The organism is Mycolicibacter acidiphilus (genome assembly GCF_018455725.1).
GTDB classification, from domain to species: domain Bacteria; phylum Actinomycetota; class Actinomycetes; order Mycobacteriales; family Mycobacteriaceae; genus Mycobacterium; species Mycobacterium acidiphilum.
Genome location: NZ_JAHCLR010000015.1, coordinates 101,429 through 119,704, shown reverse-complemented (window position 1 = coordinate 119,704; position 18,276 = coordinate 101,429). Strand labels below are relative to the sequence as shown.

Genomic DNA, 18,276 nt, shown 5'->3' with positions numbered 1-18,276 from the left:
GCGCCGGCCCCCGCACCACCCGCGCCGCCGGCGCCCGCCCTGCCGACGACGCCACCACCCCCGCCGCCGACCCCGGCCGGGCCGGCGGTGATGCCCGTCCAGATGCTCGCCTACCTGGTCGGCGGCATGGGCGCGCAAGCCCGGCGGTCGGCGGGCACCGGTGCACGACGCCGGAAAGCCGCCGAGGCCGACCGTGCTGCGGCACCGGGGGAGGCCGCTGCCGCCGAGGAGCAGGCGCGCAGACAGCGCCGCCGCCGGGCCAAGGCCGGCATGCTGGGCCGCGGCTACGAGTACATGGATCTCGAACCCGACCCGGTGAGTGCGTCGGCGCGGGGCGGCGGGCCGTTCGGGTTCGCCGACACCGTGCCGCGCGCGGATGCGGGTGCACCGGCGGGGTTGACGGCGCTGGCAGGCGACGCGTTCGGTGGGGTGGCGACGATGCCGATGGTGCCGGGCAGCTGGGACGGAGAATGCGGTGCTGGGCCCGACGGCATGCGATAATGCGCCGGTAAGGTGATGACAAGGTAGGAAGCCGGTGTGATTCCGGCACGGTCCCGCCACTGTGATCGGGGAGCGACCCTCAACTGCCACGGCTCTGCTGAGAGTTGGAAGGCGAGGCGAGTGATGATCCGAGAGTCAGGATACTGCGGTCGTCGCGTGCTTCAACCCGGGGCGAGGTACCCCGAGAGAGCTGGCGAGCGTGACCGCTCCGATCTGGATGGCGTCCCCACCTGAAGTTCATTCCACCCTGCTGTCGGCCGGCCCTGGCGCCGGTCCACTGCTGTCCTCAGCGGCGGCGTGGTCCGCGTTGGGCATCGAATACGACACGGTCGCAGACGAATTGACGGCGCTGCTGGCCGCGGTGCAGTCCGGGTCCTGGCAGGGGCCGAGTGCGGCGGCGTTCGCCGCGGCGAACGCGCCGTACCTGGCGTGGCTGTCGCGGGCGGCGGCGAATGCGACCGTGACGTCGGCGCAGCAGCAGGTGGCGGCGGGCGCTTACACCGCGGCGCTGGCGGCGATGCCGACGCTGGCCGAACTGGCCGCGAACCATGCCACCCACACGGCGTTGCTGGCGACGAATTTCCTGGGGATCAACACGATTCCGATCGCGCTGAACGAGGCCGACTATCTCCGGATGTGGGTGCAGGCCGCCACGGTGATGGGTACCTATCAGGCGGTGGCCGGGTCGGCGGCGGCCGGTGCGGCGGCCGCGCGCACCGAACCCGCGCCGGCGATCGCGAAAGCCGGATCCGCCGAGTCGAGCACTCCGCCGGTCAGCCAGAAGCAGGATGTCCTCGATTTCCTGAACAAGATCGGCTACACCGACTGGTACAACAAATACATTCTGCCGCTGGGCAATCCGCAGTATCCGGGTGGTGTCGGGGCGATCGACCCCTACCTCGGACTGGAGGGGAACCCGCTGTTCTACATCAACCCGCTCTTCCTGGCACAGGCCTTCGGCGAACCCATCGACCTGGGCACGTTCATCGCATTCCAGTCCGGCGACCTCGCCTACGCGATGAGCCACATCGGTCTGGCGCTCGCCACCGGAAATCCGCTGACGATCATGAGTGCGGTGGTCGGCTACAGCATTCAGGTGATCAGTCTGCTGATCATCAACACCATGCAACTGTTGCACTATCTGATCCAGCAGACGGTGGCGCTGATCCCGGCCATCCTGCCGCTGCTGACCGCGCCACTGGTGCCGCTGGTCGCCGCCCCGCTGCCCGGGCTGGCCGGGTTGGCGGGGTTGGCTGCGCTGCCGACGGTTCCGGTGGTGCCGATGCCGGCGACGCCACCGCTGATGATGGGGCCACCGGCGTCGCCCACCCCGGCGCCGGCCCCCGCACCGCCCGCCCCGGCGCCCGCTCCCTCCCCGGCCCCCGCCCCGGCACCCGGTGCGCCACCACCGGCGCCGCCGCCGACCCCGGCCGGGCCGCCGACGGTCGGCATGCCGGGCTACCTGTACATGGTCGGCGGCCTGAATGCGGCGGCGAAACGGGCCGCGGGGACCAGCGCCCGCAAGCGGAAGGCGCCGGAACCGGACGGTGCCGAGGAGGCGGCCGCCGCGCCGGCCGAGCAGGCCAAGGCCGCCCGTCGGCGTCGCCGGGCGAAGGACCCGATGCTGGGCCGCGGCCACGAATACATGGATCTGACACCGGAACCCGTGCCGGCCGGCGCCGCCGCTTCGCAGCGGGGCGCCGGACGGCTCGGGTTCACCGGCCGGGTGGCCGTCGATGCGGGGGAGCGACCGGTCGGGTTGACCACACTGACCGACGGTTCGCAGGACGGTGGTGCGACCATCCCGATGCTCCCGGGCAGCTGGGAGTCCGGCCCGGAGTAGCTACCCGCCGCAGCGGATCTCGGTTCCGGTGCGGTCCAACGGGTCCGGGCCCAATCCCAGGTAGCGCTCACGCAGCTTGTCCCACAGTTCCAGCTGACTCCAGACCGGCTCGTCGCGCATCTGCTGGTCGTTGGTCATGAACGGGTTCGGCAGCATGATCGTCATCATCTGTTCGTCGCGGCCGTTGTACAGGCGCACGCCCCACGACATCGGCTTGCCGTCCTTGCTGATCCGGCGGTACAGCTCGGCGCGCGAGCACCGGCGGATCTGGCCGAGCTCCGATCCGCTGGCGCGGTGCTTGCCGATGCACAGGTGGAAGTGCCAGCGGCCGAAGTTGACGGTGGCGTAGCCGTCGAGCATCGAGATCTTCGTGGGGGCGTTGGGGGCGGCCACCTCCCAGGCCGCGCCCTGCATGATGATGCCGAACCAGATCTCGTCCCAGTACTCGTCGAAGCACAGGTGCAGCAGGTCCAGCAGACTCTGCTGATCGGTGGGCAGCGGCCAAAGCTGTTCGCGGCCGCGGTCTTCGGTGGGCGTGATCGGCGGATCGGCGACGACGGCGGTCGCCTCGGTGGTCGTCTCGGTGGTCATCGGGATTCCTTCCTGTCTCCCCGGTGGTTCCGGGGTATGCCTTCGGTATGTGGCGGGCTGCCGGTCAGCCCTGCCGGAAGCCTTTTCCTTGACGGTCCAGCGGGTCCGATCCGAGCCCCAGGTAGTGCTCCCGCAGCCGGTCCCAGAGTTCCAGTCTCGTCCAATCGGGTTCGCCGGCACGGACTTTCTGGTCATCAGTGAGGAACGGATTCGGGCACAGCAGTGTCATCATCTGCTGGCCGTTGCCGTTGAACAGGCGCACCCCCCACGACGTCGGGCGGTCGTCCTTGCCGATCCGGCGGTACAACTCGGCGCGGCTGCATCGGCGCGTTCTGGCCGATTCCGGGTCGTCGGAGGTGAATTCACCGATGCACAGGTGGAAATGCCACGGACCGAAGTCGACGGTGACGTAGCCGTTGCTCAGCGAGATCCGCTCGGGGGCGTTGGGGGCGGCCACCTCCCAGGCCGCACCCGGCACCATGATGCCGAAGAAGCAGCCGCGCCAGTGCTCGCCGAAGCAGAGTTCGATGAGGTGCAGCAGGCTCTGCTCGTCGGTCGGCAGCGGCCAGCACTGTTCAGGCCCGCCTCCCTCGCCGGTGACGACGGGGGGATCGGCGACGACATCGGTGCTCATGACGATTCCTTCCTGGCTTTGTCCGGCCCGGACCCGGGTTTGCGGTCCAGCGCACAGTCGATGCACAGCCCGGCGCCGGGTGTGCGGTAGAACAGGCAGCAGGTGGTGCGCCGGTAGCAGATGCCGGACTCGGTGAAAAGCACCGTGCCGGTGAGGCGTTCGTCCTCGCACAGCGCCCGGCCCAACTCCCAGCCCGGGCCCTGCGGGCGACCGTGGTGCCGGTCGAACGCCCGCGCCGCGCCGAGGGCGGCGGAACCGGCGTTGCCGCGCAGCAGCTTCGCCGAGATCGGGCCGAGCCGGCGGACCGCCTCGGCCAGTGGGCTCAGGTGCGCGTCGAGCACGGCGTCGGCCAGCGCTGGGACGGCCTGCGCCGCATCGGGCACCTGCCAGGCCGTCGGGGCCACCAGGTGCAGGTGAATCCGGCCGTCGTGTTCTCGGTAACGCAGTTGGTCGGGGTGCAGGTCGACCAGCAGTCGGTGCCCGGCCAGCGCACCGATGCCGATCGACCACAGCCGGGCGGCGAACCCGAGGAAGAACGTCGACACCGCGACCCGCAGATCCGGCGCCTGGATGCGCCGTCGCACCCCCTCGACGGCGTCGGCGATCAGGTCCGGCTCGGTGTAGAGATCACGCACCGGCCGCCACCCCGCACCTTCGACAGGGCCGGATGTCACCTCGAAATACGAACTGACCGAGGCTATCTCGGTCAACACGGCCGTCACCTGTGCCGCCGGCGCGCACGTCGGCAACTGCGGCGGCAGGCCGCGCAGCAGCGTAGGCAGCCCACCCAGGGCGGCCGTCGTCTCCGCAACAGTGCCGGTGCGCACCGTGATCGCGTCGGGTTCGGTTGCGGCGACCAGAATCTCGGCGGGCCCGTCGGCGCTGAAACCCTCCCGGGACAGCACCCGACCCAGGGCGGTGCGCAGTGGTTCCGGGGCGTCGATGCGGGCGCCCCGCCCGTCGTCGTCGGATCGGCAGGTGAACACGCCGCCGGTCGCGTCGAAACGCACGGTGTCACCGTCGAACAGCGCGCCGATACGCCCGGACAGCATCAGCTCCTCACCAACCGCGTCGGTCAGACCGCCCGCCGGGTCCAGCAGCCACACCCGGTCGGCCAGCCGCAGCGCCAGTTCCAGGTCGTGGGTGCTGAGCAGCACCGCCAACTGCTGCTCGCGGGCCAGCCGGCGCAGCAGCCCGAGCAGGTCGGCCCGGGCCGCCACATCCAGGAACGCGGTCGGTTCGTCGAGGACCAGCAACTCGGGTTGTTGGGCCAGCGCCCGCGCGGTGAGCACCCGCTGCCGTTCGCCGTCGGAGAGTTCCGCGGCGGGCCGGCCGGCCAGCTGCTGCGCGCCCACCGCGTCCAGCGCCCAGTCGACCACCGCGGCGTCGTCGCCGCCGAGTCGGCCGCTCAGGCCCAGGTGCGGAATCCGGCCCAGCCCCACCAGTTCCCGGGCGGACAGCAGTCCCGCCTCGACCCGGTCGGTGAGCACCACCGCCACCCGGCGCGCCCGGTCGACGGCGGTCAGCCGGGTCAGGTCGGTGCCGCCGAGCCGGACCGTGCCGTCCAGCGCGGGCTGCAGCCCGGCCAGGGTGCGGATCAGGGTGGACTTGCCGGCGCCGTTGGGGCCGAGCAGCACGGTCAACTCACCGCGGCGGGCCAGCGCCGTCAGGCCGGTGGCCACGGTGACGGTGCGCCGCCGGTGGCGGTAACCGATGCTCACCGCACGCAGTTCGATGCCGCCGGTCATGACGCCAACCCCACACCGCGGCGGCTGCGCAGCAGCACCACGACCACGATCGGCGCACCGATCAGGGCGGTGACCGCGTTCAGCGGCACCACCAGGTCGCTGCCCGGCACCTGGCTGACGATCCCGCAGCCCAGCGCCAGCGCCGCCCCGAGCAGCACCACCGACGGCAGCACCACCCGGTGATCGGAGGTGCCGACGACGATCCGGGCCAGATGCGGCACCACCAGCCCCAGGAACGCCACCGGTCCGCAGAACGCCGTCGTCACCCCGGCCAGCAGCGCGGCGGAGGCGACCGTGACCAGCCGGGCCCGGCGCACGTTGACGCCCATCGTGATCGCGTAGCCCTCCCCGAGCAGCAGCGCGTTGAGCTCCCGGACCGTCAGCACCGCCGCCGCCAGCCCCACCGCGGTCAGCGGCCCCAGCAGCCGCAGATCGGCCCAGCCGGTGCCGGCGAAACTGCCCAGCCCCCACATCAGGTACTGCTGCACCCGCTGCGGGTCGGCGTAGACCAGCAGCACACCGACGACGGCGCTGGTGGCGGCGCCGACCATCACGCCGACCAGCAGCAGGGTCGCAACCGACCGGGTCCAGCGGGACAGCGCCAGCACCAGGGCCAGCACCGCCGCGGCCCCGGTGGCCGCGGCCACCGCCATCCCGGCCCGGCTCGCGTCGCCGACGCCGGCGGTGAAGCCCGCGCCCGCAGTGCCGCCGGCCAACACCACCAGCGCCACCCCCAGGCCGGCTCCACTGCTGACCCCCAGCACGTACGGGTCGGCCAGGGTGTTGCGGAACAGCGTCTGCATCTGCAGGCCGGCGACCCCGAGTGCGGCGCCGCAGAGGATCGCGGTCAGCACCCGCGGCAGCCGCACCGCGGAGATGATCACCTGCCAGCGCCCGTCCGACGGTGTGGCCCCGACCAGCACCCGGATCGTGTCGGCCAGCGGCACCCGCACCGGCCCGACCGCCAGGCCGAGCAGGGTCAGCACCACCACCGCAGCGGCCAGCGCGAGCAGCGCCACCGGCGCCCGGCGCGTCACGCCGCCACCTGCCGGTAGAACTCGAACCGGTGATCGCGGGCGGCGTCCGGGTGCAGGATCGCGATCAGGTCGGCCAGGATCAGGTCCGGCCGGGCCGTGCCCCGCTCCCAGTAGTCGTTGCCGCCACCCGGGCCGAGCGTGCGGGTCGCCGACCACACCCCGCCGTCGCGCAGCGCGGCCAGTTCGGCGTAGCGGGGGTCGGCGGCCACCGCGTCGGGCAGCGTCCGCCAATCGTCGGTGACCAGCCACAGCGGGGCCCGCCCGGCGCGGGCATACACCGATTCGAAGTTCAGCTTCAGCCACTCCGGGCCGGCCGCCGCCGCCCAGGGATAGGCACCGCCGGCGTCGGCGATCAGCCGCCCGGCGTAGCCGCTGCCGGTCGGCATCGACCAGATGCCCTGGTGCATGCTGCCGGGCAGCACGTCGGCCGGCGCGGTCCCGGCGGCGCCGTCGGCGAGCCGACGGTAGGCGGTCCGGACACCGTCGTAGACCTGTGCGGCGCGGCGTTCGGTGCCGGTCAGCGCGGCGAACACCTTCACCCATTCGGCCCGGCCCAGCGGGCTGGGCTCCAGCCATTCCGCGTCGGCGACCACCCCGATGCCCGCGTCGCGCAGCCGGGGGTACCCCGGGTCGTCGAGGCCGCCGGTCACCAGCACGTCCGGGGCGGCGCCGAGCACCGCCTCGACGTTCAACCGGCCGCCCGGGGCGAAGCCGACGGTTCGGCGGTCCCGGATCGCCGGGTTGACGACCAGGGCGGGGTTGCCCACCCCGGTGACGACGTCGGTGCGGTCCAGTTCGGCGAGCATGCCCAGATGTGTCGTCGACGTCGAGAACAGGCCGGTGACCGGGGTGCTGATCTGTTGGGCCCGCGCCAGATCACCGGTGAGTTCCGGTGCGGGGGCGCCGCAGCGCACCAGGACGTAGGAGACCGGCCGGCCGCCCGGGTAGGGCTGTTCGACGGTGAGGACCTGGTAGCTGCGGTGGTAGTCGAGGCGGAAGTTGACGGCGTCGAGCACCGTCGACTTGTCCGGGAAGTAGTCGACCGCCGGGTCGAAGTCGGTGATGCAGCCGGCGCGGGGACCCGCGATGGCCGGCCGGTCGGGGGCGCAACCGGTCGCGGTGAGCGTCACCGCGGCGATCAGCGCGGCGACGGTCCGCAGGGCACCTGGTCTGGGTGCTGACATAGGCCGACATCAGCTTCCTCGGGGTGCACCGCCCCGGTCCGCAGGATGCGATGACGCGAGTCTCCTGGCTCTCGGATCACCGTTCGCCTCGCCTTCCGGCTCGGATGAGCCGTGGCTGCTGAGGGTCACTCCCCGATCACAGTGGCGGGACCGCTCCGGATTTCCACCGGATTCCTGCGTCGTCATCGCCTTACCGGCGACATTGTTGCATGGAAGTCGCGCGGCGGCCTGCGTTACGCTGGCCGCCGTCTCGTGGCATCAGGAACCCGGTGGGAATCCGGGGCGGTTCCGCCACTGTGTGGGTCATGCACCCGATAGCCAGATACTGGCCGCGGGGCATCCGACTATGCGGGGCGAGAACCCCGGGGAGGACCCCACCATGCGGCGTATAGCTCTGCTCTCCACATCCGACACCGACCTGCTCTCGGCACGTGCCAGCGGCGCGGACTACGCCCTGGGCAACCCGTCCCGGCACGACATCGCGCCGGTGGTCGCCGGCGCCGACGTGATCGTGCTGCGGGTGCTCGGCTCATCGGCCGAAATCGTCGACGAGCTCAAAGTGCTGCGGGCGACCGGGCGACCGCTGGTGGTACTCGGCGGTGAACGCACCCCCAACGCGGAGCTGATGGAGTGCTCGACGGTGCCGATCGGGCTGGCCGCCGCCGCGCACGCCTACCTCGCCGAGGGTGGGCCGGCCAACCTCGCGCAGTTGCACGCGTTCCTCGGCGACACGGTGCTGCTGACCGGGGAGGGCTTCGACGAGCCGACGGTGATCCCGGAATGGGGCTGGGCTGATCGGGCTGACGTCGTGGGGGCGGCGGAGCGGGTGCGGGTCGGGGTGCTCTACTACCGGGCGCACGAGGTGGCCGGCAACTCCGGTTTCGCGCACACGCTGGCCGACGCGATCGACGCCACCGGGTACGCGGTCGGACGGCCGATCTTCGCGGCGTCGCTGCGCAACGCCGGCGCCGAGCTGTTCGCGGCCCTGTCGGAGCTGGACGCGGTGGTGGTCTGCATGCTGGCCGCCGGCGGGGCGATCAACGCCACCGCGACGGTCTCCGCCGGCGACGACGACGGCGCCTGGGACATCGAGCGGATCGCGGCGCTGGACATCCCGGTGTTCCAGGGACTGTGCCTGGCGTCCTCGCGGGCCGAGTGGGAGGCCAACGATGACGGCGTCACCCCGCTGGACTCGGCCACCCAGATCGCGATCCCGGAGTTCGACGGCCGGATCATCACGGTTCCGTTCTCGTTCAAGGAGATCGACGACGACGGCCTGCCGCACTATGCCGCCGACACCGAACGCTGCCGCCGGGTGGCCGGAGTGGTGGCGAATCATGCCCGGCTGCGCCGCATTCCGAACGCGGACAAGAAGCTGGCGCTGGTGCTGTCGGCCTATCCCACCAAGCATTCCCGGGTCGGCAACGCCGTCGGCCTGGACACCCCGGTGTCGGCGGTGCGCCTGCTGCACCGGCTGGCCGCCGAGGGCTACGACGTCGGCGACGGCTTCGGGGTGCTCGGGGTGGCCGACGAGACCGAGGCCGGGGATCGGTTGATCCACACCCTGATCGAAGCCGGCGGTCAGGACGAGGACTGGCTGTCGGCGGCGCAGCTGACCGACGCCCAGGTGAGTGTGAGTGCGCAGGACTATCGGGACTGGACCGCCGAACTCCCCGCCGAACTGCGTGATGCGATGACCGAAGCGTGGGGCCCGGCGCCGGGGAAGCTGTTCGTCAACGACGCCGGCGAGATCGTGCTGGCGGCGTTGCGATCCGGCAACGTGGTGCTGATGATCCAGCCGCCCCGCGGGTTCGGGGAGAACCCGGTGGCGATCTACCACGACCCGGACCTGCCGCCGAGCCACCACTACCTGGCCGCCTACCGTTGGCTGGCACACGGTTTCGGGGCGCACGCGGTGGTGCACCTGGGCAAGCACGGCTCGATGGAATGGCTGCCCGGTAAGACCGCCGCGCTGTCGGCGGCCTGCGCCACCGACGCCATGATCGCCGACCTGCCGCTGATCTACCCGTTCCTGGTCAACGACCCGGGGGAGGGCGCGCAGGCCAAACGCCGGGCGCACGCCACCATCGTCGACCACCTGATCCCGCCGATGGCCCGTGCCGAGTCCTACGGCGACATCGCCCGGCTGGAGCAGCTGCTCGACGAGTACGGCAACATCGCCTCGATGGACCCCGGCAAGCTGCCGGCGATCCGCGGCGAGATCTGGAACCTGATGCGCGCCGCGGAGATGCACCGCGACCTCGGCCTGGACGAGCGACCCGAAGACGAGGAATTCGACGACTTCCTGCTGCACGTCGACGGCTGGCTCTGCGAGATCAAGGACGCCCAGATCCGCGACGGCCTGCACGTGCTCGGCGGGGCGCCGGTCGGTGTGGCGCGGGTGAACCTGGTGCTGGCGATCCTGCGCGCCGCGCAGGTATGGGGCGGGATCGACCACGCGGTGCCGGGCCTGCGGGCGGCGCTGGGACTGAAGGAAGACGCTGCTTCGGTGGCGGTGGACGAGATCGAGCAGCAGGCGCGGGCGCTGGTCGAGGCGATGGAGGCGGCCGGCTGGGATGCGGCCGCCGCAGCCGGGTTGCATGACGACCCGGAGGTGCGCCGGGTGCTGGAATTCGCTGCCGCCGAGGTGGTTCCGCGACTGGGAGGCACCGTCGGCGAACTGGACTCGGTGATCGCCGCACTCGACGGCCGGTTCGTGCGGCCCGGTCCGTCCGGTTCGCCGCTGCGCGGCCTGGTCAACGTGCTGCCCACCGGACGCAACTTCTACACCGTCGACCCGCGTGCGGTGCCGTCCCGGCTGGCCTGGCAGACCGGCCAGGCGATGGCCGACTCACTGATCCAGCGCTACCTGGACGAGACCGGCGGCTACCCGGAGTCGGTGGGCCTGTCGGTGTGGGGGACCTCGGCGATGCGGACCTCCGGCGACGACGTCGCCGAGGTGCTGGCGCTGCTCGGGGTCCGCCCCGAGTGGGATGAGGCGTCCCGGCGGGTGTCGCGCCTGGAGTTGATCTCACTGGCGGAACTCGGCCGGCCCAGAATCGATGTGACCGTGCGCATCTCGGGTTTCTTCCGGGACGCCTTCCCGCACGTGGTGGAGATGCTCGACGACGCCGTCGGCATGGTGGCGGCGCTCGACGAACCCGACGCGGACAATTTCGTGGCCGCTCACGCCCGCGCCGACCTCGCGGAGCACGGTGATATGCGCCGGGCCACCACTCGGATCTTCGGGTCGGCGCCCGGCTCCTACGGCGCCGGCATCCTGCAGGTCATCGAGTCCGGAACCTGGCGTGATGACAAGGACCTCGCCGAGGTATACACCACCTGGGGCGGTTTCGCCTACGGGCGCGGGTTGGGCGGCGCGCCGGCCGCCGACGACATGCGGGTCAACTACCGGCGGATCAAGGTGGCCGCCAAGAACATTGACACCCGCGAGCACGATATCGCCGACAGCGACGACTATTTCGTCTACCACGGCGGCATGATCGCCACCGTGCGGGCCCTGACCGGCACCGACCCGAAGGCGTACGTGGGGGATTCGACGTCCCCGGACGCCGTGCGCACCCGCACGCTGGCCGAGGAGACCGCCCGGGTGTTCCGGGCCCGGGTGGTCAACCCGCGCTGGATCTCGGCGATGCGCCGGCACGGCTACAAGGGGGCGTTCGAACTGGCCGCGACCGTCGACTACCTGTTCGGATTCGACGCCACCGCCGGGGTGGTGCACGACTGGATGTACGAGAAACTGGCGCAGGAGTACGTGCTGGATCCGACCACCCGGGAGTTCCTGGACAAGTCGAATCCGTGGGCGCTGCACGGCATCGTGGAACGCTTGCAGGAGGCCGCCGATCGCGGGCTGTGGGCCGAGCCGGATCCGGCCACGCTGGCCGCGCTGGCGCAGGCCTACCTGGAAGTCGAAGGGGACTTGGAGGATCGGTGAGAGTTCGGATTCTCGGCATCGGCATGGGGCCGCGGCAGGTGACGCCGGAGGTCGCCGAAGCGCTGGCCGGCTGTGACTACGTGCTGGCCGCCGACCACGGCGCCGACAGCGGCCGGCTCACGCTGCGCCGGGCCGTCGTCGACGCCTACGCGCCGACGGTGCCGATCATCGCGATCCCCGACCCGGAACGCGACCGGTCCCCGGGGCTGACCGCCGCCGGCTATGCGACCGCCGTCGCCGACTGGCACGCCGAGCGCGCCGCCCGCTACGCCGCGGTGCTGCGCGAGCGCGGCGGCACCGCAGCGTTCCTGGTCTGGGGCGACCCGGCGCTGTACGACTCGACGATCCGCATCGTCGAGCAGGTCAAAGCCCTTGGGGTGCACCTGGATTTCGATGTGCTGCCCGGTATCAGCGCCCCGCAGCTGCTGGCCGCCCGGCACCGCATCGTGCTGCACGAGGTGGGCGCCCCGGTGCACATCACCACCGGTCGCCGGCTCGCCGAGACCGTCGCCGCCGGGCAGCGCAACATCGTCGCGATGCTCAACCCGGCTGAGGTCGACCTGTCCGGGCTGGACGACTGGACGATCTGGTGGGGTGCCAACCTGGGTGCCGCCGGGGAGCGCCTGGTCACCGGCCGGGTCGCCGATGTAGCCGGTGAGATCGGCGCCGCCCGGGCCGCGGCTCGGGCCGAGGCCGGCTGGGTGATGGACGTCTTCCTGGTGCGGCGCAGCTGATGGGCGGGCTGCTGGTCGCCGGGACCACCAGCGACGCCGGCAAGACGGTGGTGGCCACCGGCCTGTGCCGGGCCCTGGTGCGCCGCGGCGTGGCGGTCGCACCGTACAAGGCGCAGAACATGTCCAACAACTCGATGGTGGTCGCCGGCGCCGACGGTGACGGGGCCGAGATCGGGCGGGCGCAGTGGATTCAGGCACTGGCCGCCGGGGTGACGCCGGAGCCGGCGATGAACCCGGTGCTGCTCAAACCCGGCAGCGACTGGCTCAGCCATGTGGTGCTGATGGGACGCCCGGCGGGGGAGATCGCGGCCTCGTCCTGGGAGACCCGGCGCAGCGCGCTGGCGACGACGGCGCACGCCGCCTACGACGACCTCGCCGCACGCTACGACGTGATCGTCGCCGAGGGTGCGGGCAGCCCCACCGAGATCAACCTGCGCGCTGGGGATTTCACCAACATGGGTCTGGCGGTCCACGCCGGGCTGCCGACCTTCGTCGTCGGTGACGTGGACCGCGGCGGGGTGTTCGCGGCGTTCTTCGGCACCGTCGCGCTGATGTCGCCGCAGGACCAGGCGCTGGTGGTCGGCTTCATCGTCAACAAATTCCGCGGCCAGGAGACGCTGCTCGAACCCGGGCTGCGCGATCTCGAACGACTCACCGGGCGGCGGGTTTTCGGCAATCTGCCCTGGCACCCGGACCTGTGGCTGGACTCCGAGGACTCGCTGGACCTGGAGGGGCGCCGATCACCGCGCACCGGTGCCAGGCGGGTGGCGGTGATCCGACTGCCGCGGGTCTCCAACTTCACCGACGTCGACGCGCTCGGCCTGGAGCCCGATCTGGACGTGGTGTTCGTGGCTGACCCGCGCGGCATCGCCGACGCCGACCTGGTGGTACTGCCCGGCACCCGCGCCACGATCGCCGACCTGGCCTGGCTGCGCTCGCGCGGACTGGATCGGGCGATCCTTGAACATGCCGCGGCCGGTAAGCCGGTGTTCGGGGTGTGCGGTGGCTTTCAGATGCTGGGTACGGCGGTGCGCGACCCCGACGGGATCGAGGGCACACCGGCGGAGGTAGACGGGCTGGGGCTGCTCGACGTCGAAACCCGGTTCGGGGCAAGCAAAGTCCTGCGGCTGCCGACCGGCATCGGACTGGGGGTACCGGCGACCGGCTACGAGATCCACCACGGCCGGATCACCCGCGGCGACGCGGCCGAGGAGTTCCTCGGCGGGGCGCGGGCCGGTCACGTCTTCGGCACCATGTGGCACGGCGCACTGGAGGGTGACGCGCTGCGTGCGGCGTTCCTGCGCGAAACCCTGGACCTGGCACCGTCAACCGTTTCCTTCGCGGCCGCCCGGGAACGCCGCATCGACCTGATCGCCGACCTGATCGAAGCGCACCTCGACGTCGACGCGCTGCTCGATCTGGTGCATGACGGCCCGCCGCCGGGTCTGCCGTTCCTGCCGCCGGGGGCGCCGTGACGCGGGTGCTGCTGCTCGGCGGCACCGCCGAAGCCCGGGGATTGGCCGCGCGACTGGTGACCGCCGGCGTCGACGTGACGACGTCGCTGGCCGGTCGGGTCGCCGACCCCCGGTTGCCGGCCGGGGCGGTGCGGGTCGGCGGGTTCGGCGGAATCGACGGGTTGCGTGCGGCATTGGCGGGCTACGACGCCGTCGTCGACGCCACCCACCCGTTCGCCACGACCATGTCGGCCAACGCCGTCGCAGCGTGTCGGGCGGCCGGCCGGCCGCTGCTGCGTCTGGAACGTCCCGGGTGGGCCGAACGGGCCCGGCCGTCGTGGCGCTGGGTGGACACCCACGGTCAGGCAGCCGAACTCGCCGCCGAACTGGGGGAGCGGCCGCTGCTGACCATCGGGCGCCAACAGCTGGCGAGTTACCTGCCGGCGCTGCGTGATTCGGCGGTGCTGGCCCGAGTCGTCGATCCGCCGGCGATCGAACTGCCGGTGGCCTGGCAGATCCGGGCCGACCGGGGACCGTACGAACTCGCCGGGGAGATCGCGCTGCTGCGGGCGCACCGCGCCGACGTGCTGGTCACCAAGGACTCCGGCGGGGAGTACACCTGGCCGAAGCTGGTTGCCGCCGAGGAACTCGGTGTGCCGGTCGTCATCGTGCGTCGACCGGCGCCGCCGCCCGGGCTGCAGGTCGTGCACGACGTCGAGCAGGTGCTCGGGTGGGTGCTCGGTGACTTCGGCGCAGATGTTCACACATCCGCAACGTCGGAGGACTGAGACGTAACCTCCGCCGAATACGGTCTGCGCTAGGGCCTTTCGACGTATATCCAAGACAGCCGCGGAGCGAGCAGGGGAGCGACCGATGCACTACGCGCTGCGCTCGATCTGCCGTCATGACCTGCCGGCGTCGCTGGTGGTGTTCCTGGTGGCGCTGCCGCTGTCGCTGGGCATCGCGATGGCCTCCGGTGCACCGGCGCTCGCCGGGCTGACCGCCGCCGTCGTCTCCGGGCTGGTGGTGGGCGTACTGGGCGGATCGCCGCTGCTGGTGAGCGGTCCGTCGGCCGCGATGACGGTGGTCGTCGCCGGTCTGGTCGACCAGTTCGGCTGGGCGGTGACCTGCGCGATGACGGCGGCGGCGGGGATGCTGCAGCTACTGCTGGGCCTGACCCGGGTGGCGCGCGCCGCGCTGGCGATCGCACCGGTGGTGGTGCACGCGATGCTGGCCGGCATCGGGATCACGATCGCGCTGCAGCAACTGCATGTGCTGCTGGGCGGGGAGTCCAAGAGTTCGGCGTGGCGCAACATCGTCGGGCTGCCCGGCCAACTCGTCGGGGTGCAGGGGCAGGAGCTCATCCTGGGCGTCGTGACGATCGGTGTCCTGATCGCCTGGCAGCGCGTCCCCGCACCGCTGTCGCACCTGCCCGGGCCGCTGGTGGGAATCGTCGGCGTGACCGTGCTGTCGGTGGTGCTGCCGTTCGACGTCGACCGGGTCACGTTCGACGGGTCGCTGGCCGATGCGGTGCACCTGCCGACCCTGCCCACCGGCGGGTGGGGCGGCTTCGCGGCCGGCGTCGTCACCGTCGCACTGATCGCGAGTGTGCAGAGCCTGCTCACCGCGGCGGCGGTGGACCGGATGAACGCCGGGCCGCGCACCGATTTCGACCGCGAACTGGTTGCGCAGGGCGTCGGCAATATCGTCTGCGGTGCGCTCGGCGGGCTGCCGATCGCCGGGGTGATGGTCCGCAGCTCCGCCAACATCGACGCCGGCGCCCGAACCCGCGCCTCGGCGATCCTGCACGCGATCTGGATTCTGCTGTTCGCACTGCCGTTCGCGGCGCTGGTGCAGCGGATCCCCACCGCCGCGCTGGCGGGTCTGCTGGTCGTCATCGGCGTTCAGCTGCTGAACCTCGCGCACATCGAAACCGCCCGGCGCAATCGGGATTTCACCGTCTACCTGGTGACCGTGCTGGGTGTGGTCTTCGGAAACCTGCTCGACGGGGTGCTGATCGGCCTGCTGCTGGCCATCGCGTTCACCGGCTGGCGGGTGATTCGCGCCGAGGTCGACGCCGTCTCCCACGACGACGACGCCTGGACCGTCCGGGTGTCGGGGGCCTGCACGTTTCTGTCGGTGCCCGCCCTGACCCGGGTGCTGGCTGGCGTCCCGACAGGGGCGTCGGTCACCGTCGACGTCCAGACCAGCTACCTCGACCACGCGGCGCAGCAGGCGATCGATGATTGGCGGCAGCAACACTGCGCCACCGGGGGAACGGTCGGGGTCAGGCAGCCGGTCTGTCCGCGCGACCGCGGTTGACGTCGCCGCGTCAGCCGGCGGCGATCGCGATCTGCAAACCGACACCGGCGGTCAGCAGCGCGATCACTTTCACCACCTCCAGGGCCGCGTACACGTAGTGCGCGTGGGAGCGCTCGATCATTCCGCCGGCCGGTTCGGCTGTGGCGGCCAGCACGGCGTCGGCGCGGCGGCGCAGCCGCGGCCGCACGGCCAGGGTCTGGACGGCCAGTACCACCACCGCGACCCCGATCGCCGCCAGCGGCACCGCTCCGGGCCGATCGGCGCCGCCCGGCAGCACGGTCGCCAGGACGACGGCGGCCAGCACGATCTCGACGGCGTTGAGCGCCCGGAACACCAGACGGCCGATCCCCAGTCCCAGCTGGATGGTGATGCCCGGCGCGTTGAACTTCAGCGGGGCTTCCAGGAACGAGATCGCCGCCACCATGCCCAACCAGACGAAGATGACTGCCGCCGCGATCGCGCTCATACCGCCGGTCCCTCCCGGTTCTCTGTGTCTGCGGGTTCCGGCCAACGTATCTGTGTAAACCAGTCACAGACAAGCTGGACGACGGTAATGCTCGCCACACCTGGGGCTGGAGCGGGCTGGGGCAGACTGTCCACGTGATCGCCTACGCGCACGACGCGGTCGTTGTGATGCAGGCCGGCGGCAGCCCGAACGGCCCCGGCGGTGCGATCGCCAACGTGCTGTGCGGCGGTTGGGACCACCCGCCGCCGTGCCCGCTCGCACCACACCACGTCAGCAATCAGGTCCGCGGTGTCGGTGCCGGTGCCGGTGACGAGGTCGTGCTGCGGGTGCTGTTCGCCGCCGACCCCGCCGATGAGCAACGGGTCCGTCAGTTGATCGATTGCGCACTTGCCGGGGGTGAAGTGATCGACCCCGACGGGAACACCGTCCGCTGGCAGCTGAAATCCACCGGTGCCGGTTGTGTTCGGCCGGATGAGGAGGACCGCGCGGCCCACCTGGTTGCCCACCGCTGAGCCGGGCTACTGATCCTCGTCGTGGGGCGACCCGCGACCGCCGCCACAGAGCGGTGCGGACCCTGTCGGTGGCACCCGGACCGTCGGGTGGGTCGGCGAGTTCTCCGAAGTAGCGGTACATCAGCCCGCGGTTGATCCGCTGCTGGGTTTCCAGGCGGTCGGCCACGTCGACCCGAAAGTCGTTGCCCACCAGATCCGATGACGTCGCCCGCAACACGGCATAAGCAGCGTCGACTGCAGTGAGAGCTGCACTGATGCGCTCCCGGGCCTGTGTTGCGCCGCTGGCTGTTGCCATACCCCGACGCTAAAAACGACCGCTGACAACATCGGCGTACCAGGGCCCACCGGACCTCCGGCCTGTGGATGAAACCCGAACTGGGGGTAACCCCGGCTCATGTCGGTGGTCAGTCGCGAACGTGTGGCAGTCGCGGCCGTCGCTCCAGGAACGTCGTGTCGGCAGCGGCGAAGCCGAACGCCTCATAGAGTCCGTGAGCATCGCCGGTGTGCAGCATCCACCGAAAGTCCCGGCCGGGTCCGTCATCGATCATCACCCGCACCAGCCCGTGGCCGATACCCCGACCGCGCTGATCGCGTGCGACGTACACATCCGCCAGGTAGGCCATCGCAGCACCGTCGGAGAACGCCCGGCAGAACCCGATCATCGCGCCGTCGGGCCGGTAGGCGCCGACGATGCGCCAGGCATGATCGAGCTGGCGGTCGAACATCTCCCTGGTGCGGTACTTGGCCCAGTAGGTGTACTCGGTCAGCTCAGCCCAGAGCCAGTCGCGGTCAACGCGCGCGGCATCGGTCGAGTACACGGCGCCATCTGGATTTGACGAAGCGAGGCGGGCGCGGGTGGGCGTCGACGAGCGCCTGAACCCTCGGGTCGACCGGCCGGCCGGTGACCTTGCTGGCAGACACCGCGGTGTGAGCAGCGGCAATGCGAACCCTCAGGGAGGATGCCGATTCGCGGCGTTCGGTGGCGTCACGTGTCTCGTCGGTGGGCATCGCCGTCCTCCTCATCGACATCGTCCACGGCCGCGTGCTCGCTGATCACCTGAACGATGTCGTTGTCATCGACGGTGACCAGCTTAGACCGGGTCATGACATCCAGAATGGCCCAGCCGAGCTCAGCCTTCCTGTCGCCGCCACTGAACGTCTGCTCGAACGCCCAGGACGTTCGTCGCCACCATTCGCTGCGCCGGTCGGCCCGATTCTTCTGCTGCCAGGTGACGATGACGCCGATCATCGCGAGGCTGCCGACGATCAGCGTCGCCCAGGATTGGGGAGGCATG

Annotated in this window: 16 protein-coding genes and 3 riboswitches; of the genes, 8 read left to right on the top strand and 8 right to left on the bottom strand. The window is 71.4% G+C overall.

What is annotated here, in order from left to right; all coding sequences use genetic code 11:
• The coding region (locus KIH27_RS10070; RefSeq protein WP_504739467.1) for a PPW family C-terminal domain-containing PPE protein at positions 1-501 on the top strand (501 nt) is incomplete at its 5' end.
• A riboswitch (cobalamin riboswitch) is annotated at positions 482-669 on the top strand. (Overlaps the previous gene by 20 nt.)
• A gap of 31 nt (positions 670-700) precedes the next feature.
• Positions 701-2,344 (top strand): PPE family protein, encoded by a 1,644-nt coding sequence (locus KIH27_RS10065; protein ID WP_214092804.1) that lies wholly within the window; start codon positions 701-703, stop codon positions 2,342-2,344.
• Here the strand turns inward: KIH27_RS10065 and KIH27_RS10060 are convergent, their stop codons facing one another.
• The 5 genes from KIH27_RS10060 to KIH27_RS10040 all read right to left on the bottom strand — a co-directional run bounded on the left by KIH27_RS10060 (position 2,345) and on the right by KIH27_RS10040 (position 7,538).
• Complete coding sequence (locus KIH27_RS10060) at positions 2,345-2,935, bottom strand: DUF7676 family protein (protein WP_214092803.1); 591 nt, start codon at positions 2,933-2,935, stop codon at positions 2,345-2,347.
• Positions 2,936-2,999: 64 nt separating this feature from the next.
• Complete coding sequence (locus tag KIH27_RS10055) at positions 3,000-3,569, bottom strand: DUF7676 family protein (RefSeq protein WP_214092802.1); 570 nt, start codon at positions 3,567-3,569, stop codon at positions 3,000-3,002.
• Positions 3,566-5,317, bottom strand: coding sequence for an ATP-binding cassette domain-containing protein (locus KIH27_RS10050; RefSeq protein WP_214092801.1), 1,752 nt, complete (start codon positions 5,315-5,317; stop codon positions 3,566-3,568). Before KIH27_RS10050 ends, KIH27_RS10055 begins: the two co-directional genes overlap by 4 nt.
• Positions 5,314-6,354, bottom strand: coding sequence for a FecCD family ABC transporter permease (locus KIH27_RS10045; RefSeq protein ID WP_214092800.1), 1,041 nt, complete (start codon positions 6,352-6,354; stop codon positions 5,314-5,316). The genes KIH27_RS10050 and KIH27_RS10045 overlap by 4 nt, the downstream gene beginning before the upstream one ends.
• Complete coding sequence (locus tag KIH27_RS10040; protein ID WP_214092799.1) at positions 6,351-7,538, bottom strand: ABC transporter substrate-binding protein; 1,188 nt, start codon at positions 7,536-7,538, stop codon at positions 6,351-6,353. Before KIH27_RS10040 ends, KIH27_RS10045 begins: the two co-directional genes overlap by 4 nt.
• Before the next feature lie 37 nt (positions 7,539-7,575).
• A riboswitch (cobalamin riboswitch) is annotated at positions 7,576-7,758 on the bottom strand.
• A riboswitch (cobalamin riboswitch) is annotated at positions 7,743-7,886 on the top strand. It overlaps the preceding riboswitch by 16 nt.
• Before the next feature lie 31 nt (positions 7,887-7,917).
• On the opposite strand from KIH27_RS10040, the gene cobN reads away from it, so the two are divergent.
• From cobN to KIH27_RS10015, 5 genes are all read left to right on the top strand, one after another.
• Positions 7,918-11,493 (top strand): cobaltochelatase subunit CobN, encoded by a 3,576-nt coding sequence (cobN, locus tag KIH27_RS10035; RefSeq protein WP_214092798.1) that lies wholly within the window; start codon positions 7,918-7,920, stop codon positions 11,491-11,493.
• Positions 11,490-12,227 carry a precorrin-6A synthase (deacetylating) gene (cobF, locus tag KIH27_RS10030; RefSeq protein WP_214092797.1) on the top strand — a complete coding sequence of 246 codons (738 nt, stop codon included), beginning with the start codon at positions 11,490-11,492 and terminating at the stop codon, positions 12,225-12,227. The genes cobN and cobF overlap by 4 nt, the downstream gene beginning before the upstream one ends.
• A complete protein-coding gene (locus tag KIH27_RS10025; RefSeq protein WP_214092796.1) occupies positions 12,227-13,702 on the top strand; it encodes a cobyric acid synthase in 1,476 nt (491 codons plus the stop codon). The genes cobF and KIH27_RS10025 overlap by 1 nt, the downstream gene beginning before the upstream one ends.
• Positions 13,699-14,469: a cobalt-precorrin-6A reductase gene (locus KIH27_RS10020; RefSeq protein ID WP_214092795.1), complete on the top strand. Its 771-nt coding sequence runs from the start codon at positions 13,699-13,701 to the stop codon at positions 14,467-14,469. Before KIH27_RS10025 ends, KIH27_RS10020 begins: the two co-directional genes overlap by 4 nt.
• Positions 14,470-14,554: 85 nt before the next feature.
• Complete coding sequence (locus tag KIH27_RS10015) at positions 14,555-16,003, top strand: SulP family inorganic anion transporter (protein WP_214092794.1); 1,449 nt, start codon at positions 14,555-14,557, stop codon at positions 16,001-16,003.
• 10 nt (positions 16,004-16,013) lie between these two features.
• Here KIH27_RS10015 and KIH27_RS10010 read toward each other — a convergent pair whose 3' ends face one another.
• A complete protein-coding gene (locus KIH27_RS10010) occupies positions 16,014-16,469 on the bottom strand; it encodes a hypothetical protein (RefSeq protein ID WP_214092793.1) in 456 nt (151 codons plus the stop codon).
• 134 nt (positions 16,470-16,603) lie between these two features.
• Here KIH27_RS10010 and KIH27_RS10005 point away from each other — a divergent pair, with 134 nt between their 5' ends.
• Positions 16,604-16,981 (top strand): hypothetical protein, encoded by a 378-nt coding sequence (locus KIH27_RS10005; RefSeq protein WP_307856835.1) that lies wholly within the window; start codon positions 16,604-16,606, stop codon positions 16,979-16,981.
• A 404-nt stretch (positions 16,982-17,385) separates the two neighbouring features.
• Here KIH27_RS10005 and KIH27_RS10000 read toward each other — a convergent pair whose 3' ends face one another.
• Both KIH27_RS10000 and KIH27_RS09995 read right to left on the bottom strand, forming a co-directional pair.
• Positions 17,386-17,799 (bottom strand): GNAT family N-acetyltransferase, encoded by a 414-nt coding sequence (locus tag KIH27_RS10000; protein ID WP_214092792.1) that lies wholly within the window; start codon positions 17,797-17,799, stop codon positions 17,386-17,388.
• Positions 17,800-17,966: 167 nt separating this feature from the next.
• On the bottom strand, positions 17,967-18,275 hold the full coding sequence (locus tag KIH27_RS09995; protein ID WP_214092791.1) for a hypothetical protein: 309 nt from the start codon (positions 18,273-18,275) through the stop codon (positions 17,967-17,969).
• Between the last annotated feature and the right edge of the window lies 1 nt (position 18,276).